The organism is Methylobacterium sp. Leaf118, from assembly GCF_920984675.1.
Taxonomy (GTDB): domain Bacteria; phylum Pseudomonadota; class Alphaproteobacteria; order Rhizobiales; family Beijerinckiaceae; genus Methylobacterium.
This window is the reverse complement of record NZ_CAKLBV010000005.1, coordinates 112140-129097: the sequence shown is the minus strand read 5'-3', so window position 1 is coordinate 129097 and position 16958 is coordinate 112140. Positions and strand designations below refer to the sequence as shown.

Below are 16958 nucleotides of genomic sequence, written 5' to 3'. Positions count from 1 at the left end.
GCCCCCTCCACAAGGCTGCCCTCGGGTCCATCGGGTCCCGAGGTGCGGGTCCCGAGGTGCTCTGACGGCGCGCACGGCGCCGTCAGAAGTGACTGAACGAGCCTGTCCCGAAGGCCAACGTGCGTCCCTCGGCGTCGAGGAAGCGGGGCGGGGCCTCGCCCGCCTCAACCGTACCGATGGCGGTCGCCGGCACGCCGGCCTGCCGGGCCGCGTCGAGAAAGGCGTTCAGCGCCTCCGGCGGCACGGCGCAGAGGATCTCGTAATCGTCCCCGCCGGTGAACGCGGTCGCCCGATGGGCGCCGTCCCGGGCGATCAGAGCCCGGGTGGCGGATGAGAGCGGCACCGCGTCGGCATCCACGCGCGCGCTCAACCCGGTGCCGTCCAGCATCTTCGCGAGATCCCCGACGAGGCCGTCGGACACGTCCATCGCGGCGCGGGCATGGGCTCGCAGGGCGGGGACCAAAGCGATTCGGGGTTGGGGATGGAGGTAGCGGTCGAGGAGCGCCTCGCGCGCGACGGCCCCGAGGCCGGCCTCCGGCGCGAGTCGCAGGCGCAAGCCCAGTGCCGCGTCGCCGATCGTGCCGGAGACGCAGAGCCGGTCGCCGGCCCGGGCCGCCTGCCGCCGCAGCATCGTCCCCGCCGGCACCTCGCCGAAGGCGGTCACGCCGATCAAGGCCGGTCCGCCGGAGCGCACGGTGTCGCCGCCGAGAAGTGGGCAGCCCTGCGCCCGCGCGGCAGTCCCGAGGCCCGTCGCGAAGGCGGCGAGCCATGCCTCGGTCCAGCCGTCCGGAAGGGCCAGGGTCAGAACGAACCCGCGGGGTGTCGCGCCCTTGGCGGCGAGATCCGAGAGGTTCACGCCGAGCGCCTTCGCCGCGACGGAGCCCGGTGGATCGTCGGGGAAGAAGTGAACGCCAGCGACGATCGCGTCGGTGGTCACCACGAGGTCGTGCCCCGGGCGCGGGGCCAGGCTCGCGGCGTCGTCGCGCAGGCCCTCGGCGCCGGGGCCGGCGAGCGGCGCGAAGTAGCGCGCGATCAGGGCCTCCTCGCCCGGACGCGCCGCCGGGGCACCGGACGGGTCGGCCAAGGAAGGATCGTCGGAACGAGCCAACCGGGCTCAGTCCTTCTTCGGCGCCGCCGGGATGCCGAATTCGGTCGAGCGCACCTCGCGGCCGACCCGGTCGAGCACGGCGTTGACCATGCCGGGCTCGTCGCCGCCATAGAAGCTGTGGGCCACATCGACATATTCGGAGATGGCGGCGCGGGCCGGCACGTCGCGGCGGAACATCAACTCGTAGGCGCCCGCCCGCAGGATCGCCCGCAGCACCACCTCCACCCGGCGCAGGGGCCAGCCCTTGGCCAGCGCCGCGTCGAGCTTCGGGTCGATCGCCCGCTGCTCCTCGACCGCGCCGCGCAGCACGTCGCGGAAAAAGGCGGTCTCGGCGGGCGGGTGGGCGACGCCGTCGATGTTCTGGCCGATCCAGAAGGCCTCGAACTCGGCCAGGGCCTCGATCACGCCCTTGTCCGAGATCTCCATCTCGTAGAGCGCCTGCACCACCGCGAGGCGGGCGCCCTTGCGCAGGCTGAGGGGGGCGGGTTTCGCGGCGGCCGGTGTCTCGGCAGGCTGGCTCATCGGGCGGCTTCCGACTTGGCGGCGCGCTTGATCGCGACGAGGCTGAGCGCCGCTTCCGCCGCGCCGCCGCCCTTGTTCATCTGGGAGACCCGGGCGCGGACGAGGGCCTGCTCCATGGTCTCGACGGTGAGGATGCCGTTGCCGAGCGGCAGGCGCTCGGCGACGGAGAGATCCATCAGCGCGCGGGCGCTCTCGCCCGCGACGATGTCGTAATGCCCGGTCTCGCCGCGGATGACGCAGCCGAGGGCCACCGCCGCGTCGTAGGGTTCGCCCGCGCGCTCGCCCTCCTTGAGGAGGATGGCGACGGCCGCGGGGATTTCCAGGGCGCCCGGCACGGTGAAAACCCGCGCCTCGGCGCCGACCGCCGCGATGGCGGCCCGCGCCCCGGCGAGCAGTTCGTCGGCGACATCTTCGTAATAGCGGGCCTCGACCACGAGCACGCGGGTGCCGGCGAGGCTCTCCAGGATGCTCTTCGGCGCGGCCGCGTCTCGGGTGGGGGAAACCATGGCGTCGCGCGGATCCGAGCGGGGGGCGGGCCGGAGGGTTAGCGCAGAAGCCGCGCACTCGACAAGCGGCGGCGCGTCGAACCTGTCACCCATCCGGATTGATGCGGGCGCGGGCAGCGCCCTATCTCTGCCGAAATCGAATAAGGAGTTCACATGCGATCCGCCCCGATCCTGGCGCTGCTGGCGCTGGCCCTGGCCGCCTCGCCCACGCAGGCCCTCGACGGGCCGGAGAACGCGCTCGGCATCGCGCTCGAAGGCTACGCCTATCCCTACCCGGTCCGCTACTTCCCCGTGAGCCGCGACGGCGAGGCCCAGCGCCTCGCCTATATGGACGTCGCTCCCAACGGGGCGGGCAACGGCCGCACCGCCCTTCTGCTGCACGGGCGCAATTTCCCCTCGAGCTATTGGGAGCCGGTGATCCGGGCGCTGACCGAGGGTGGGTACCGGGTCGTGGTCCCCGATCAGCTCGGCTTCGGCAAATCCTCGAAGCCCATCGGCGCCTTCACCTTCGACCGGATGGCCGCCGACACGGTGGCGCTCGCCGATTCCCTCGGCCTTCAGCGGTTCGATGTGGTCGCCCATTCGATGGGCGGGATGCTCGCCGTGCGGATGGCGCGCACCTATCCGCAGCGGATCAACAGTCTGGTGCTGGAGGCGCCGATCGGCCTGGAGGATTACCGCTTCGCGGTGCCGCCGGTCTCCGACGAGGCGCTGATGGCCCGCGAGGGCGACCTGACCGCGGAGGCCTACCGCAAGCAGCTGATGACCAGCTACGCCCTGTCGCTGCCGGTCTCCGCGATCGAATCGTTCGTGCAGATCCGCGAGCGGGTGAAGGGCTCGGGCGAATATCCGCGCTGGCTGCGGTCGTTCGTGAACTCCTACCAGATGATCTGGGGCCAGCCGGTCGTGCACGAGATCCCGCTGGTGAGTGCCCCGACCCTGTTCATCATGGGCGCCAACGACCGCAACGCGCCGGGCAAGGCGTTCGCGCCGCCGGAGAAGCGCTCCGGCATGGGCGACAACACCGGCCACGCCCGGGCGCTCGCCGCGCGGATGCCCAACGGCCGCGCCGAGGTCATCGCCAATGTCGGCCACCTCGTCCACATGGAGGCGACCGGCATGTTCAACGGGCTGATGCTCGATTTCCTCGACCGTAACTGACAGGCGGGAAGACGCACATGGATGTGGGATTCATCGGGCTCGGCCGCATGGGCCGGGCCATGGCCCGTCGCCTCGTCGAAGCGGGTCATCGGGTCCGGGTCTGGAACCGCACGCCGGAGGCGGCCCGTTCCCTCGAGGGGGCGGAGCCGGTGGCCCGCGCGGCGGAGGCCTTTTCGGGAGACGCGGCCTTCACGATGCTGGCCGACGACGCGGCCCTGCGCGCCGTGATCGGGCAGGGCGGCCTCCTCGAGGGGACGGCCCGCCCGGCGGTGCATGTCGGCCTGTCGACGATCTCGGTGGCCCTGGCGAAGGAGCTGACGGAGACCCATGCCCGGGCCAAAATCGCTTACGTGTCCGCTCCGGTCTTCGGCCGGCCGGACGCCGCGGCGGCGGGCGCGCTCCATATCGTGGCGGCCGGCGCGGACGAAGCCATCGCCCGGGTGCAGCCGCTCCTCGACGCCATGGGGACGAAAACCTGGCGCTTCGGGGCGGAGCCCGAGAAGGCCAACGCCGTCAAGCTCGCCGGCAACTTCATGCTGGTCTCGGCGATCGAGGCGATGGGCGAGGCTTCGGCCTTCGCGGAAGGCCACGGCATTCCCGGCAAGGACGTGCTGGCGATGCTGACCAGCACCCTGTTCGCTTCGCCGGTCTACACGAATTACGGCGCGATCATCAGCGAGGGCCGGTTCGATCCGCCGAGCTTCACCCTGCGGTTGGGGATGAAGGACGTCCGCTTGGTCCTGGAGGCCGGCGAGGCGGCCTCGGTGCCGATGCCGTTCGCAAGCGTCCTGCGCGACAACCTGCTCGATGCCATCGCCCACGGCGACGCCGACCGGGATTTCGCCGCGCTCACCCGCGTCGCGACGCGCCGCAGCGGGCGCTGAGCCCGGAGCGGGGGGCGCTTCGGGGCCTCCGCACCGTCCGCGCGCCGCCGCCGCCGCATTCCGAGGGGCGCCGCGGTGTCAGTCGCCCCGCGTGGTCGCCGCGGTCTGGCCGAACATCACCCGCTTGGCATCCTCGCTCATCGGTTGGCCGTGGTTCGGGTTGACCTCCGTCGCCCGCGCGTAGGCGGCCTGCGTGCCGGGCCGCTCGCGGATCGCCTCGAACCAGCGCTTCAGGTTCGGATGGGCGTTGAGATCCTGAGCCTGCCGCTCCCACGGTACGATCCACGGATAGGAGGCCATGTCGGCAATGGTGTAGTCGGCCCCCGCCACGAAGGGCCGGTCGGCGAGGCGCCGGTCGAGCACGCCGTAGAGCCGGTTCGTCTCCTTGACGTAGCGGTCGATGGCGTAGGGAATCTTTTCCGGGGCGTACTGGGAGAAGTGGTGGTTCTGCCCCGCCATCGGTCCCAGGCCGCCCATCTGCCAGAACAGCCATTGCAGCGCCTCGGCCCGGCCGCGGGACGTCGTGGGCAGGAAGCGGCCCATCTTCTCGGCGAGATAGAGCAGGATCGCTCCCGACTCGAACAGCGAGACCGGCGCGCCCCCGTCGGCGGGCGCATGATCGACGATGGCCGGCATCCGGTTGTTCGGCGCGATCGCCAGGAAGGCGGGCTCGAACTGCGCGCCCTTGCCGATATCGACCGGATGGATCCGGTAGGGCAGGCCCGCCTCCTCCAGAAACATCGTGACCTTGTGGCCGTTCGGGGTCGGCCAATAGTGCAGGTCGATCATCGCGCGCTTCGTCCTTCCGCCGGCCGGCTCACGTTCCGGCCAGCGGCGAGGTGGGAGCGCCCTCCCGCGGGTTCAAGCCGCCGGATCGAACGCCTTGCGCGGAATCGGACAAGGAAAGCTTCATGCCTCGCGTGCTTTCGTCGGGGCCCTGACGGCACGGAGCGGGCGATGGTCTCGGCAGTCTCCACCAGCACGGCGGCCCTGTCCGCCGCCTTCCAGCGCTTCGACGGCGCGGCGAGCCGCGTCGCCTCTCCGCAGGGCGCGGCGGACCCGACCCGGGCGGCGGTCGATCTCGTCTCGGCCAAGACCGAGGTCGGCGTGACCACGGCCCTCTTGAAATCGTCGCTCGAGGCGGACCGGCGCGTCCTCGACATCTTGGTCTGACCCCTACGGGGCGGGTCTTCCTTGGGAAGCGACGTTGCGCCGGCTTCGCCGCAGGGAGATGCCGTCGCACGCGGGCCTGGCGTGAGGCGCACGCGAGCGGGCCGGCCGCTGCGGGCTATCCGGGCGATGGGAGCGCCGTAACCCGACGCCTCCTGAGACGGGTCCTCGTCCGCCACTGCCCGCCTCCCAAAATCGCGCGTCCCAGCGGCTGAGCGAAGCGGTGTTCCGCGGCTTCCGCGCCGGCATGATCTGGGCGGCCTCTCATCTCGCCTCTGACAGCGAGGGGTTCGCTGAATCTCCGACCATTGGCAGCGGGCCGCCATGCGCGGCGCCGGGCAGGTCCGTTGGCCAGCCATCGATCGCTATGCCGACCGGCCCGAGATCGACGACCCCGACGCCTTCGACCGCTTCCGGCTCATGGTCCGTGCCCATGAGAGGGTCATTCCGGAGCAAATGGCGGACGCTGTGATGGGCAAGTGCAGGAGGGGGGCTCAGCTCTTCGAAGGCGTGTGTCCGCGGTTGGAGGCGGCGGAGCGCTATGTGTGCGATCCGCTGCCTTGGTCTCACGTCAAACCGCCTTGCCCTGCGTGACCGTGATTTCATGGATGTCGTTGCCGACCGGCACGGTAATCACATAGGCCTTCGCGGCCCCGACGCCCCCAGCGGGAGGCTCGATGTGAAGCTGGCCACCGACCCACTCGGCCGGCATCACCGTATTGTCCTTGATGACGTTTTGCTCCAACGCGGCGAGGTTGAGCTGACCGCCGGCAACTGTTTCACCGATGAGGGCGGCATTCTGGGCATCGGCCCGGGCCCCATTGATGGCGCCAGCGATGGGGCTGTAGCGCCCGCTGTTGGTGTAGCTCGCGTTCTGTGCGGCGTAGGCGTTCCCAGCGATGGCCGCGCCAACCAGGATCGCGCTCACGACCTGGCGCGTGCGCTCTTCAGACACGAGCTGATCGTAGGTCACAACGGCCATCGACTTTGATGGCGCCCCATCCTGAATTTGAACGGCGCTCACACTGGTGACCCGGAAATCGCTCGGAATCTTGCCGTTGTTCTGGATACCAACGACGAAAACGGGCCGGCTTCCACTTGCAATCTCGCGAGATGCGGACGTGACGATGACCGTTGAACTCTTCTTTTTCGAGATCACGGCATTCCGGCCGTCCCGGACAACTGATTGCTGCTGAGGCCCGGCATTGAACGCGACCTTTTCGGTCGGAACGCAGGCAGCAGCCATTGTTGCGAGCAGGGCGCCCGCGAAACAAACTCGGATGTTCATAAGAGCCCCCGGAAGACGGTCGTTGCCGTCGAATTATTTTTCAGCACGCCGTGGCTGTGGCGTCCATCTCAGGTTGAGGGACTGGAACTAAAACGTTGTTGATCTGTTGCGGGCGGGCAACAAACGCAACCACAAGCCGGAGGTTGGGTGGAGGTGCACAAGTGCGCCATATACACATGATAAATTCGCAATAAAACCAGCATTATTTGCGAATATGCCGAATTAGATCTGTGTTTATAATTTTTACGAGTGTCCCAACAAATATAAAATTGAACTATTAAAATCAAACATTTGTGCTAATGATAAAATTAACCAGATATTTCCTATTTCCGGTGTCCCCGTCTCCGATCTTCAGGCTATGGAACTCGCTGTGAAATCTATCGGCTACGCTCCGCAGCGCTCGTAGAAGTTTGACGGTCTCATGATGATTCGATCATTTAATCTTAGATAGGTCTTTGATCCATTTTGGCGAATTGCTTTGATGTTTTGCTTGAGCTTGTGCCGTTAACAGCGCCGCACACACCGTCAGAACGCTCAGAGACGTCATCCCAGTTCCCTTGCCAGCCGGCGCCTGCCGTCGTGGATTTTGAAACTGCAGAGATCGACCTTCAGCCAGTCGCGCGTGCCCCAGGGCGCCCCGGTCACATCGCTGCGCCGCGCCGAGCGGCAGGCGCCGCTCCGGCGGCCCCCATTGGCGCTCGCGCTTGCGACCATTCCGATCTGGCCGGTCGCTGGCGGCGGCGAAGGCGTCGCGCCCTTCCGGCGTGAGGCTCTTCCCCAGGTCGATGCCGCTTAGGGAGCGAGAAAGGCCCGAGACGAGAACGCCTGGGGCGTATTCTGGGTGACTGTTTTGGCGGTTCTCGCCCCGAACCGCTCGGGACGACCTCGCGATGTGCCCTTCGCGGCCACTCCCAGGCTTGCCCGGCGGGGCCGAAAATCGTAGTTCCCCTAGGCCCAAGAGGGTGTCGGGGTGTAGCGCAGTCTGGTAGCGCATCTGCTTTGGGAGCAGAGGGTCGTAGGTTCGAATCCTATCGCCCCGACCATGGCCTTCCCGGAGTCGTCAGTCATCCGATGTCGAGCGCCCGCATCTACCGCCCCGCCAAGGACCCGACGCAGTCCGGGCTTGCGCGCACCAAGCTCTGGGTGCTGGAATTCGATCAGACGGCCCCGCGCGAGACCGATCCGCTGATGGGCTGGACCGGCTCCTCCGACATGCTCCAGCAGGTGCGGCTGGAATTCGACACCGCCGAGGAGGCGGTGGCCTATGCCCGCTCGCAGGGCATCGCCTACCGAGTCGAGGAACCGAAGCCCCCCACGATCCGCAAGGGGCTGTCCTACTCCGACAATTTCAAGTTCAACCGCACCGCGCCCTGGACGCATTGAGGGGCGGGGGCGGCGTCAGGCCGCCCGAACGCGGCGGAAAGGGCCGGCTCAGCCGCCCGACTTCCGCTCGGCCCAGACCCGGAACGGGCTCGCCTCGCCCGGCAGCGGCAGGTGGCGGACCTGCATCGGCTGCTCCTCGGGAGGGCGGCACAATTCGGCGTAGATGCCGGCGCTGATGAGCCCCTCGGCCTCCGCCTCCTCGGCGGTGAAGGCGTAGTAGCCCCGCTCGACGCCGGCGAGGCGCATCGCCGCGTGGCACATCGGGCAGGGCCGCCCGCTGGCGTAGACGATGCAGCCGTCGAGCTTCGCCCGGCCGAGCCGCCGGCTCGCCGCCCGCAGGGCCGCCATCTCGGCATGATCGGTGGGATCGAGGGTCGTGTGGGTGGTGTTGGCCGCCCGCGCCACCACAGCGCCGTCGCGCACGATCACGGCGCCGTAGGGGCGCCCGCCCTCCGCCACGTTGGCCCGGGCGATCTCGACCGCCTCGCGCAGGTAGCCCTCGTGCTCGCTCATGCCGTCTCCCCGTGTCCGCGGTTCAGAACGCGTAGCGTACCGTGCAATAGGGCATCCTCTCGGCGAGCAGCGCCTTGAACCGGGCGAGCCAGCGGCCCTTCCAGCCCGTGCGGTAGCGCAGGTTTTCGCCTCCGCCCTCGGAGCGCTTCGTCTCCTGGATGTCCGGGCGCCACAGCAGCGCCTCGGCCTTGGGATGCCAGCCGAGATTGACCGCATGCAGCCCGGCATTGTGGGTCAGCATGATGATCTCGCATTTCAGCTGGCGCTTGGCGGCGTCCGAGAGACGATCGTCGATCTCGGAAAACAGCTCGGCCCAGTCCGCCTCCCAGCCCTCGTAGAGGATGACCGGCGAGAAATTGACGTGCACCTCGTAGCCGGCGGCCAGGAAGTCGTCGATCGCGGCGATGCGCTCGGAGATCGGGCTCGTGCGCACGTCGACGATCCGGGCGATCCGCGCGGGCATCAGGGAGAAGCGGATGCGGGTGCGGCCTCGCGGCTCGTAGTCGAGGAGATCGCGGTTGACCCATTTCGTGGCAAACGAGCCCTTGGCGTTGGGCAGGCCGCGGAACAGCGCGACGAGGTCGCGGACGGTGTCGCAAACCATGGCGTCGACCGAGAGATCGCCGTTCTCGCCGAGATCGTAGACCCAGTCCGTCGCATCGATCTGGTCGGGGGCCGGCAGCCCCCCCTGTCGGGCGGCGTGGCGCGTGATCGCGGCCGCCACCGCCTCCACATTCACGAACAGCGAGATCGGATTGGAGAAGCCCTTGCGGCGCGGCACGTAGCAATAGGCGCAGGCCATGGCGCAGCCGTTGGAGGTCGAGGGCGCGATGAAATGGGCGGAACGGCCGTTGGGGCGCAGGGCGAGCCCCTTCTTGACGCCGAGCACCAGGGTCGAGCGCTTGATGCGCACCCAGTCCTCGACCGATCCGGCATTGCCGTGAAGCGAGGGGATGTTCCAGTGCGAGGGCACCGCGATCCGCTCGGCCGCGGGGAACCGCGCCAGAATCTCCTGCCCGCGCGGATAGGCGAGCACGGCCGGCTCGTGGAAGATGCGGTCGATGTCGAGGAAGTCGCGCCCGGCCATCGTCCGCATATGGCGCGGACCCCGCCGGCCGCCGGGGGCTGCGGCGATCGGGCCCGGCCCGTCAGAGCCGGGCGAGCAGTTCGGTCTTCTTGGCCGAGAACTCGGCCTCGGTCAGCACGCCCTTGCGGTGGAGTTCGGCCAGCCGCTCCAGCAGGGTCAGGACGTCCGACGCGCCCGTCGCCGAGGCGGCATTGCTGGCGGCTCGGGCCGGAGCGGGCGCTTCCGCCGCCGCCGGCTTCGGCATTTCGGGCGGGGCGGGCGCTTCCGCCGCCATCAGCGTCGACCTCTCGGGCCGGGCGGGCGGGGCGGGTTCTGCCCACCCGCTTCCGGCATCCTCGGGGCTGGCGCGGGCAAGGTCGTGCAGGGAGAATCCTCCCCCGGGCCCGCTGAAGGCGAACGAGGCGGATCCGCCCTGCTGCTGCGAGACGCCCGTCACCTCCCGGCCGCCGGTGTCGTAGAGGACGACGCGCCCGTCGGTCTCGACGGCGAGCCGGCGGCTTCCCGGGAAGAACGCGTAGCGCGTCCCATTCTGCGCCCCGACGCTCGAGGGCTGCCCGAGCCCCTCGGGCCACCAATGGCCCGCGCCCGACGCGCCCTGCATCTCCGCCGGCGGCAAGGCGGCGGAGAGCTCGGTGCAGAGCGCGTCGACGCGGGCTTTGAGGGCGTGGTCGTTCATGCGTCCGATCATGACCATGCCGCCGCGGGACCATTGGCCGAAACCGCCGAGATCCGGGTGGTCGAACTGCGCCATGTTGCCGTGGCCGGCCTCCAGGGCGCGGACGAGATGGCGCACGCCCTCCAGGCTCACCCCGTGCCGGTCGGCGAGGGCCTGGAGGCCCGGGGATGTGCCGCGCGTCTCTTCACTCATGATCGGACGGTGTCCTCCTTCGGGCCCGGCGCGGAGCCGGGCTTGAAACAGCCGCCTTCGGCCCGGGTTTCCCCTCGACGCCTACCACATCTCCGCCCTCGATACCGGCACGGAAATAATTGCTGCAATGCGACGCCCCGGGGGAGCTTCACCGTGGCGTGAACGTTCAGAGTCCGGCCGGGGCCACCGCGGGGGGCCTGCCACGATGACAGACGGAACGACGATGGCCGATCACGACAGGACTGCGACGCCCAAGCCGCGCATTTCGCGCTCGCGCATCCGCGAAGGCTCGCCGCATCCCCGAGGCGCCACCTGGGACGGGCGGGGCGTCAACTTCGCGCTGTTCTCGGCGCACGCGACCAAGGTCGAGCTGTGCCTGTTCGACGACGACGGCAAGAACGAGATCGAGCGCATCGAGCTGCCCGAGTACACCGACGAGGTCTGGCACGGTTACCTGCCGGACGCGCGGCCCGGCACGATCTACGGCTACCGCGTCCACGGCCCCTACGAGCCGGAGGCCGGCCACCGTTTCAACCCGAACAAGCTTTTGATCGACCCCTACGCCAAGGGGCTCGTCGGCACCATCCAGTGGAACCCGGCCCTGTTCGGCTACAAGATGGAGACCGGCGACGATCTCACCTTCGATGAGCGGGATTCGGCCCCCTATACCCGCCGCTCGCGGGTGATCGACCCCGCCTTCACCTGGGGCCGCGACGAGAAGCCCCGTGTGCCGTGGGAGCGGACGATCGTCTACGAGACCCACGTCAAGGGCTTCACCAAGCTCCATCCGGCCGTGCCGGAGAAGTTGCGCGGCACCTATGCCGGCATGGGGCATCCGGCGGTGCTCGACTACATCAAGAGCCTCGGCGTCACCTCGGTCGAGCTGCTGCCGGTCCATTCGTTCGTGCAGGACGACTACCTGCAGCAGAAGGGCCTCATCAATTACTGGGGCTACAACACGATCTCGTTCTTCACCCCCGCCCGCCGCTACGCCGCGGTGCCGGACTTCGCCTTCTCCGAGTTCAAGGAGATGGTCGCCCGCATGCATGGCGCCGGTCTCGAGGTGATCCTCGACGTCGTCTACAACCACACCGCCGAGGGCAACGAGAAGGGGCCGACCCTCTCGTTCAAGGGCGTCGACAACGCTTCCTACTACCGGCTGCTGCCGAACCAGCCGCGCTACTACATCAACGACACCGGCACCGGGAATACCTTCAACCTGTCGCACCCGCGGGTGCTCCAGCTCGTCACCGACAGCTTGCGCTACTGGGCGAACGAGATGCGGGTCGACGGCTTCCGGTTCGATCTGGCGACCATCCTCGGCCGCGAGCCCTACGGCTTCGACGAGGGCGGCGGCTTCCTCGACACCTGCCGCCAGGATCCCGTCCTCAACGACGTGAAGCTCATCGCCGAGCCGTGGGATTGCGGCCCTGGCGGCTATCAGGTCGGCGGCTTCCCTCCGGGCTGGGCCGAGTGGAACGATCGCTTCCGCGACGACGTGCGCGGCTACTGGAAGGGCGATGGTGGCCTGCTCCCCTCGCTCGCCTCGCGCATCACGGCCTCGGCCGACAAGTTCAACAAGCGCGGGCGCCGGCCCTGGGCGTCGGTGAACTTCATCACGGCGCATGACGGCTTCACGTTGAACGACACCGTGTCGTACAACGAGAAGCACAATATGGCCAACGGCGAGGACAACCGCGACGGACACGGCCACAACCTCTCCTACAATTACGGCGTCGAGGGCCCGACCGACGATCCCGAGATCCGTGCCGTGCGCAAACGGCAGATGCGCAACCTGCTCGCGACCCTGTTCCTTTCCAAGGGCACGCCGATGCTGCTCGCCGGCGACGAGTTCGCCCGCACGCAGGCCGGCAACAACAACGCCTATTGCCAGGACAACGAGGTGAGCTGGGTCGATTGGGGGGCGATCGGCCCGGACGAGCGGGACCTGACGGAGTTCACCCAGCGCCTGATCCTGCTGCGCAACGCCCTGCCGATGCTCTCCCGCGGCCGTTTCGTGACCGGCAATTACGACGAGGAGTTCGGCGTCAAGGACGTGACTTGGCTGACGCCGGCCGGCACCGAGATGACGCCGGAAAACTGGAACGACGGCAATTCCCGCTCGCTGGCGGTGCTGCTCGACGGGCGGGCTCAGGCGTCAGGCATCCACCGTCGCGGCGGGGACGCCACCCTGCTGCTGTTCTACAATGCCTACCACGATGTCGTCGGCTTCACCTTCCCCGACGCGCCGGGCGGCACGGCCTGGACGCGGCTCCTCGACACCAACCTGCCCGACGGTCAGGATATCGAGAGCTTCAAGGTCGGGGAGACCTACTCGGTGACGGGGCGCTCCATGCTGATGTTCGTCCTCAAGCCGATCGAGAACGAGGGGGAGGAGCACAGCGAGATGGAGCGCTCCTACCAGTACGTTATGCAGGCCTATGAGCGGGCGAACGTCGACAGCGTCCGCTTCGGCATCGACGAAGAGGCGTGAGCGCCGCCGCGGCGGGACCGGTGGGTCCCGTCGCGGCCGCCTGCGACACGAGGCATCGCCGGCCGCCGTCGCGGCCGGCTCGCGCGTTTGAGGAGGGGCGGCGGCTTGCGATGACCGAGATTCCCGAGAAGCCCGCCCACGGTGCCCATCCGCGGATCGAAGCGGGCCTCGCCGGGCGCGAGTTCGAGTCGGGCAGCGGCATCTTCTTCGCCGCCGTCGAGATGACCCGCATGCCGATGACGGTGGTCGATCCGAACCAGGCGGATCACCCCATCGTCTTCGTCAACCAGGCCTTCCTGGAGATGACGGGCTACGCGAAGGCCGAGGTGGTTGGACGCAATTGCCGCTTCCTGCAGGGGCCCGACACCGATCCGCAGGCGCGGGCCCAGCTGCGCGCGGCCATCGTGGCGCGGAAGGACATCGCCCTCGAGATCCTGAACTACCGCAAGGATGGCACGGCCTTCTGGAACGCCCTGTTCGTGAGCCCTGTCTACAGCCCGGATGGCCGGCTCCTGTATTTTTTCGGTTCGCAGCTCGACATCACCCGCCGCCGCCAGGCGGAGGATTCCCTGCATCAGGCCCAGAAGATGGAGGCCCTGGGCCAACTCACCGGTGGCATCGCGCACGACTTCAACAACCTGCTCCAGGTCATCCTGGGCTACGCCGATTCGCTCGCCACCAACCTGGAACGGCCGGACGCCGACCGCGCCCGGATGGGCCGGGCGGTCAGCAACATCCGCGACGCGGCCGAGCGGGCCTCGACGCTGACCCACCAGCTCCTCTCCTTCGCGCGCAAGCAGCGGCTGGAGGGCCGGACCATCGACCTCAACGCCGTCATCGAGGCGATGCGCGAGCTCGCCGGGCACACGCTCGGAGACGCCGTCACCATCGAGACCGACCTCGCGCCCGATCTCTGGCCCTGCCGGCTCGATCCGGCGCAGGTCGAGGTCGCGCTCCTGAACATCCTCATCAACGCCCGCGACGCCATGCCGGGCGGCGGGCGCGTGACGATCACCACCCGCAACGAGGAGCCCCGGAGCGGCGTGCGCTGCGTCGGTGTCGCCGTCCGCGATACCGGGACCGGGATTGCCTCGGACCTCCTCGCCCGGGTGATGGACCCGTTCTTCACGACCAAGGAAGAGGGCAAGGGCACCGGGCTCGGCCTCTCGATGGTCTACGGCTTCGCCAAGCAATCCGGCGGCAGCGTACAGATCGGATCGGTGGTGGGGGAGGGGACGACGGTGCGCCTGTCCTTCCCGGCCAGCGACGAGGGCGGTGCCGAGATCGGCGCCGCCGCGCCGATGGTGGAGGAGCGGCCCGGCACCGAGACCGTGCTGATCGTCGACGACCGGGCGGACGTGGCCGAACTCGCCCGCGCCATCCTGCGGGACTACGGCTACACCACCCTGATGGCCCGCCACGGGCGCGAGGCGCTGGAGATCCTCCACGGGGATCCCGGGATCGATCTGCTGTTCTCGGATCTCATCATGCCGGGGATGGACGGCCTGACGCTCGCCCGCGAGGCGCGCCGGCGCCGCCCCTCCCTGCGGGTGCTGCTCACCACCGGCTATGCCGAGGCGAGCCTGGAGCGAACCGGAATGCCGCGTCCGGAGTTCGAAATCCTGAACAAGCCCTACCGCCGCGCCGACCTGATCCGGCGCCTGCGGGCGGTGCTCGACGCGCCGGGCGGGTGAGCGTCGCGCGGAGCCCGGAGAGAGCCATGCCTCAAGGCGACACGTCGAAATACACGACCAAGCAGATCCGCAAGGCGGAGCATATCGCGGAATCCTACGAGTCCCGCGGCGTGCCCGAGAAGGAGGCCGAGTCCCGCGCCTGGGCGACGGTCAACAAGGACGACGGCGGCGGAAATCATCCCGGCGGCTCGGGGCGGGGCCGCTCGACCGGACACCCGGCGGCCCACAAGGGCGGCCGCAGCGGCGGCACGGCCTCGTCCCAGCGCACGCCCGAGCAGCGTTCGGCCTCGGCGAAGAAGGCCGCCGAGACCCGCAAGCGCAACGCGGCGAAGAAGACGGGCTGAGGACGCCGAATCGTCCTCGTTTGCAGGGGGCGCGCCTGCGGATCGGGCGTTCAAGAAGCCGGCTCCGGGTTTTTCGGAAGTCGCGCTCCTCTTGCTGAACCGCCGCAGCGGGATCGCAGCCCCCGCACGTCGCGTCGGGGAACCCTCCCCGCGACGTGCTCCGTGACCGGCGCGCCGATCGATCCGTTCGACATCGGGGCGGAGGCCGGGCGCCATCACCCTGCACATGAAGGATTCGAGCCATGGCCACCGCCGACGACCTGCGCGCGCCGGCTTCGATCCGCCCGTGGTCGCGGCGGTCGAGCGGCTGGGCCGTCCTGAAGGCTCGAACGATGTCGCCTGGGTCCAGGCGATCGCCGAGACCGACGATCGCCTCGCCACCATCGTCAAGCTCGGCCGACAACGAGGACAACCTCGACCCGGCCCGGGCCCTTCCCGAGCCGGACCAACGGCGGGAGCGCTACGAGGCCTCCGCCGCGATCCTGCGCCTCGCCGTCTCCCGCGCTCAGGAAGACGACGACCTCCGCGTCGGGACATGACGCGGAGGTCGTGGCGGGACGGGCCGGCGTTTGGCGGTCGCGCCTTACGCCATCGCAGCCTTCAGGTTCTCGTCAACCTTGTCGAGGAAGCCGTCGGTGGTGAGCCACTTCTGGTCCGGGCCGACGAGCAGGGCGAGGTCCTTCGTCATGTGGCCGGCCTCGACCGTATCGACGCAGACCTTCTCCAGTGTCGAGGCGAACTTCGCGAGGTCCGCGTTGCCGTCGAGCTTGGCCCGGTGGGACAGGCCGCGGGTCCAGGCGAAGATCGAGGCGATCGAGTTGGTCGAGGTCGCCTTGCCCTTCTGGTGCTCGCGGTAATGGCGCGTCACGGTACCGTGGGCGGCCTCGGCCTCGACGGTCTGGCCGTCCGGCGTCATCAGCACCGAGGTCATCAGGCCGAGCGAGCCGAAGCCCTGCGCCGCGGTGTCCGACTGCACGTCGCCGTCGTAGTTCTTGCAGGCCCAGACATAGCCGCCGGACCACTTGAGGCACGACGCCACCATGTCGTCGATCAGGCGGTGCTCGTAGGTCAAGCCGAGGGACTGGAACTTCGACTTGAACTCCTCGTCGAAAACCTTCTGGAACAGATCCTTGAAGCGGCCATCATAGACCTTGAGAATGGTGTTTTTGGTCGAGAGGTAGACAGGGTACTTGCGGGCGAGGCCGTAGTTGAACGAGGCCCGAGCGAAATCGATGATCGACTGGTCGAGGTTGTACATCGACATCGCGACGCCAGCGTCCGGGAACTTGAACACCTCCTTCTCGATCACCGTGCCGTCGTCGCCTTCGAACTTGATCGTCAGGCGGCCCTTGCCGGGCACCTTGAAATCGGTGGCGCGATACTGGTCGCCGTAGGCATGGCGCCCGATCACGAACGGCTGGGTCCAGCCCGGCACGAGGCGCGGCACGTTCGAGCAGATGATCGGCTCGCGGAAGATGACGCCGCCGAGGATGTTGCGGATCGTGCCGTTGGGCGAGCGCCACATCTCCTTCAGCTTGAACTCTTCCACCCGCTGTTCGTCGGGGGTGATGGTGGCGCATTTCACGCCGACGCCGTGGCGCTTGATCGCCTCGGCCGCATCGACCGTCACTTGGTCGCTCGTGGCGTCGCGGTGCTCGACGCCGAGATCGTAGTAGTCCAGATCGAGATCGAGGTAGGGGTGGATGAGCTTGTTCTTGATGTCCGCCCAGATGATCCGGGTCATCTCGTCGCCGTCGAGCTCGACGACCGGATTGGCCACCTTGATCTTCGCCATGTCGGTTCCTCAGTTGCCTGTTGGCGTGCCGCCGCGAACCCGGCCGCACGCAGCCCCGCGACCCTACCGGCGCCCCTATAACGCGCCGCAGCATCACGACAAAGCCGGGCCTCTGGAGCGGGTTTCGGACGTCGCGATCTG

The 16958-nt window shown here is 68.7% G+C and carries 17 protein-coding genes and 1 tRNA gene; 9 read left to right on the top strand and 9 right to left on the bottom strand.

Going from position 1 to position 16958, the window contains the following annotated elements:
• Nucleotides 1-82: 82 nt before the first annotated feature.
• The 3 genes from thiL to ribH are packed head-to-tail and all read right to left on the bottom strand — an operon-like array spanning nucleotide 83 to nucleotide 2136.
• Complete coding sequence (gene thiL, locus LW587_RS04030) at nucleotides 83-1084, bottom strand: thiamine-phosphate kinase (RefSeq protein ID WP_232628308.1); 1002 nt, start codon at nucleotides 1082-1084, stop codon at nucleotides 83-85.
• Between the two features lie 30 nt (nucleotides 1085-1114).
• A complete protein-coding gene (gene nusB, locus LW587_RS04025; RefSeq protein WP_232628307.1) occupies nucleotides 1115-1630 on the bottom strand; it encodes a transcription antitermination factor NusB in 516 nt (171 codons plus the stop codon).
• Complete coding sequence (gene ribH, locus LW587_RS04020) at nucleotides 1627-2136, bottom strand: 6,7-dimethyl-8-ribityllumazine synthase (protein WP_232628306.1); 510 nt, start codon at nucleotides 2134-2136, stop codon at nucleotides 1627-1629. The genes nusB and ribH overlap by 4 nt, the downstream gene beginning before the upstream one ends.
• 153 nt (nucleotides 2137-2289) lie before the next feature.
• On the opposite strand from ribH, the gene LW587_RS04015 reads away from it, so the two are divergent.
• Nucleotides 2290-3297, top strand: coding sequence for an alpha/beta fold hydrolase (locus tag LW587_RS04015; RefSeq protein WP_232628305.1), 1008 nt, complete (start codon nucleotides 2290-2292; stop codon nucleotides 3295-3297).
• 17 nt (nucleotides 3298-3314) lie between these two features.
• Nucleotides 3315-4181 (top strand): NAD(P)-dependent oxidoreductase, encoded by an 867-nt coding sequence (locus LW587_RS04010; RefSeq protein WP_232628304.1) that lies wholly within the window; start codon nucleotides 3315-3317, stop codon nucleotides 4179-4181.
• Between the two features lie 78 nt (nucleotides 4182-4259).
• On the opposite strand, the gene LW587_RS04005 is transcribed toward LW587_RS04010, so the two are convergent.
• Nucleotides 4260-4970 carry a glutathione S-transferase N-terminal domain-containing protein gene (locus LW587_RS04005; RefSeq protein WP_232628303.1) on the bottom strand — a complete coding sequence of 237 codons (711 nt, stop codon included), beginning with the start codon at nucleotides 4968-4970 and terminating at the stop codon, nucleotides 4260-4262.
• 168 nt (nucleotides 4971-5138) lie between these two features.
• Here LW587_RS04005 and LW587_RS04000 point away from each other — a divergent pair, with 168 nt between their 5' ends.
• The gene (locus LW587_RS04000) at nucleotides 5139-5354 is read left to right on the top strand and encodes a hypothetical protein (RefSeq protein WP_232628302.1); all 216 of its coding nucleotides are present in this window, start codon (nucleotides 5139-5141) and stop codon (nucleotides 5352-5354) included.
• 568 nt (nucleotides 5355-5922) lie between these two features.
• Here the strand turns inward: LW587_RS04000 and LW587_RS03995 are convergent.
• On the bottom strand, nucleotides 5923-6639 hold the full coding sequence (locus LW587_RS03995) for a hypothetical protein (protein ID WP_232628301.1): 717 nt from the start codon (nucleotides 6637-6639) through the stop codon (nucleotides 5923-5925).
• 966 nt (nucleotides 6640-7605) lie between these two features.
• Between LW587_RS03995 and LW587_RS03990 the strand changes: the two genes are divergently transcribed.
• Together LW587_RS03990 and LW587_RS03985 are read left to right on the top strand one after the other, a co-directional pair.
• Nucleotides 7606-7682 (top strand) — tRNA-Pro (locus LW587_RS03990).
• 28 nt (nucleotides 7683-7710) lie between these two features.
• Complete coding sequence (locus LW587_RS03985) at nucleotides 7711-8022, top strand: ETC complex I subunit (RefSeq protein ID WP_232628300.1); 312 nt, start codon at nucleotides 7711-7713, stop codon at nucleotides 8020-8022.
• A 48-nt stretch (nucleotides 8023-8070) separates the two neighbouring features.
• On the opposite strand, the gene LW587_RS03980 is transcribed toward LW587_RS03985, so the two are convergent.
• The 3 genes from LW587_RS03980 to LW587_RS03970 form a co-directional block, all read right to left on the bottom strand.
• Complete coding sequence (locus LW587_RS03980) at nucleotides 8071-8535, bottom strand: nucleoside deaminase (protein WP_232628299.1); 465 nt, start codon at nucleotides 8533-8535, stop codon at nucleotides 8071-8073.
• Between the two features lie 22 nt (nucleotides 8536-8557).
• Nucleotides 8558-9622, bottom strand: a complete 1065-nt coding sequence (locus LW587_RS03975; RefSeq protein WP_232628325.1) for a spore photoproduct lyase family protein — start codon at nucleotides 9620-9622, stop codon at nucleotides 8558-8560.
• Nucleotides 9623-9683: 61 nt separating this feature from the next.
• Nucleotides 9684-10490, bottom strand: a complete 807-nt coding sequence (locus tag LW587_RS03970) for an SHOCT domain-containing protein (RefSeq protein WP_232628298.1) — start codon at nucleotides 10488-10490, stop codon at nucleotides 9684-9686.
• A gap of 223 nt (nucleotides 10491-10713) precedes the next feature.
• Between LW587_RS03970 and glgX the strand changes: the two genes are divergently transcribed.
• The 4 genes from glgX (at nucleotide 10714) to LW587_RS03950 (ending at nucleotide 15561) form a co-directional block, all read left to right on the top strand.
• A complete protein-coding gene (gene glgX / locus LW587_RS03965; RefSeq protein WP_232628297.1) occupies nucleotides 10714-12984 on the top strand; it encodes a glycogen debranching protein GlgX in 2271 nt (756 codons plus the stop codon).
• A 110-nt stretch (nucleotides 12985-13094) separates the two neighbouring features.
• On the top strand, nucleotides 13095-14678 hold the full coding sequence (locus LW587_RS03960; RefSeq protein ID WP_232628296.1) for a histidine kinase famiy protein: 1584 nt from the start codon (nucleotides 13095-13097) through the stop codon (nucleotides 14676-14678).
• Nucleotides 14679-14704: 26 nt separating this feature from the next.
• Nucleotides 14705-15022 carry a plasmid stabilization protein gene (locus LW587_RS03955; RefSeq protein ID WP_232628295.1) on the top strand — a complete coding sequence of 106 codons (318 nt, stop codon included), beginning with the start codon at nucleotides 14705-14707 and terminating at the stop codon, nucleotides 15020-15022.
• A gap of 242 nt (nucleotides 15023-15264) precedes the next feature.
• On the top strand, nucleotides 15265-15561 hold the full coding sequence (locus tag LW587_RS03950; RefSeq protein WP_232628294.1) for a hypothetical protein: 297 nt from the start codon (nucleotides 15265-15267) through the stop codon (nucleotides 15559-15561).
• Between the two features lie 44 nt (nucleotides 15562-15605).
• Here LW587_RS03950 and LW587_RS03945 read toward each other — a convergent pair whose 3' ends face one another.
• Nucleotides 15606-16817, bottom strand: coding sequence for an NADP-dependent isocitrate dehydrogenase (locus tag LW587_RS03945; protein WP_232628293.1), 1212 nt, complete (start codon nucleotides 16815-16817; stop codon nucleotides 15606-15608).
• Nucleotides 16818-16958 lie beyond the last annotated feature (141 nt).

Excerpts from the sequence above, each read along its gene's own strand:
- LW587_RS03960 (WP_232628296.1), top strand. The coding sequence starts at position 13,095 with ATGACCGAGATTCCCGAGAAGCCCGCCCACGGTGCCCATCCGCGGATC.
- LW587_RS03950 (WP_232628294.1), top strand. The coding sequence starts at position 15,265 with ATGGCCACCGCCGACGACCTGCGCGCGCCGGCTTCGATCCGCCCGTGG.
- LW587_RS03985 (WP_232628300.1), top strand. The coding sequence starts at position 7,711 with ATGTCGAGCGCCCGCATCTACCGCCCCGCCAAGGACCCGACGCAGTCC.
- LW587_RS04000 (WP_232628302.1), top strand. The coding sequence starts at position 5,139 with ATGGTCTCGGCAGTCTCCACCAGCACGGCGGCCCTGTCCGCCGCCTTC.
- LW587_RS04010 (WP_232628304.1), top strand. The coding sequence starts at position 3,315 with ATGGATGTGGGATTCATCGGGCTCGGCCGCATGGGCCGGGCCATGGCC.
- LW587_RS04015 (WP_232628305.1), top strand. The coding sequence starts at position 2,290 with ATGCGATCCGCCCCGATCCTGGCGCTGCTGGCGCTGGCCCTGGCCGCC.
- LW587_RS03980 (WP_232628299.1), bottom strand. The coding sequence starts at position 8,535 with ATGAGCGAGCACGAGGGCTACCTGCGCGAGGCGGTCGAGATCGCCCGG.
- LW587_RS03945 (WP_232628293.1), bottom strand. The coding sequence starts at position 16,817 with ATGGCGAAGATCAAGGTGGCCAATCCGGTCGTCGAGCTCGACGGCGAC.
- ribH (WP_232628306.1), bottom strand. The coding sequence starts at position 2,136 with ATGGTTTCCCCCACCCGAGACGCGGCCGCGCCGAAGAGCATCCTGGAG.
- LW587_RS03975 (WP_232628325.1), bottom strand. The coding sequence starts at position 9,622 with ATGGCCGGGCGCGACTTCCTCGACATCGACCGCATCTTCCACGAGCCG.
- LW587_RS03955 (WP_232628295.1), top strand. The coding sequence starts at position 14,705 with ATGCCTCAAGGCGACACGTCGAAATACACGACCAAGCAGATCCGCAAG.
- nusB (WP_232628307.1), bottom strand. The coding sequence starts at position 1,630 with ATGAGCCAGCCTGCCGAGACACCGGCCGCCGCGAAACCCGCCCCCCTC.
- glgX (WP_232628297.1), top strand. The coding sequence starts at position 10,714 with ATGGCCGATCACGACAGGACTGCGACGCCCAAGCCGCGCATTTCGCGC.
- LW587_RS04005 (WP_232628303.1), bottom strand. The coding sequence starts at position 4,970 with ATGATCGACCTGCACTATTGGCCGACCCCGAACGGCCACAAGGTCACG.
- LW587_RS03995 (WP_232628301.1), bottom strand. The coding sequence starts at position 6,639 with ATGAACATCCGAGTTTGTTTCGCGGGCGCCCTGCTCGCAACAATGGCT.
- LW587_RS03970 (WP_232628298.1), bottom strand. The coding sequence starts at position 10,490 with ATGAGTGAAGAGACGCGCGGCACATCCCCGGGCCTCCAGGCCCTCGCC.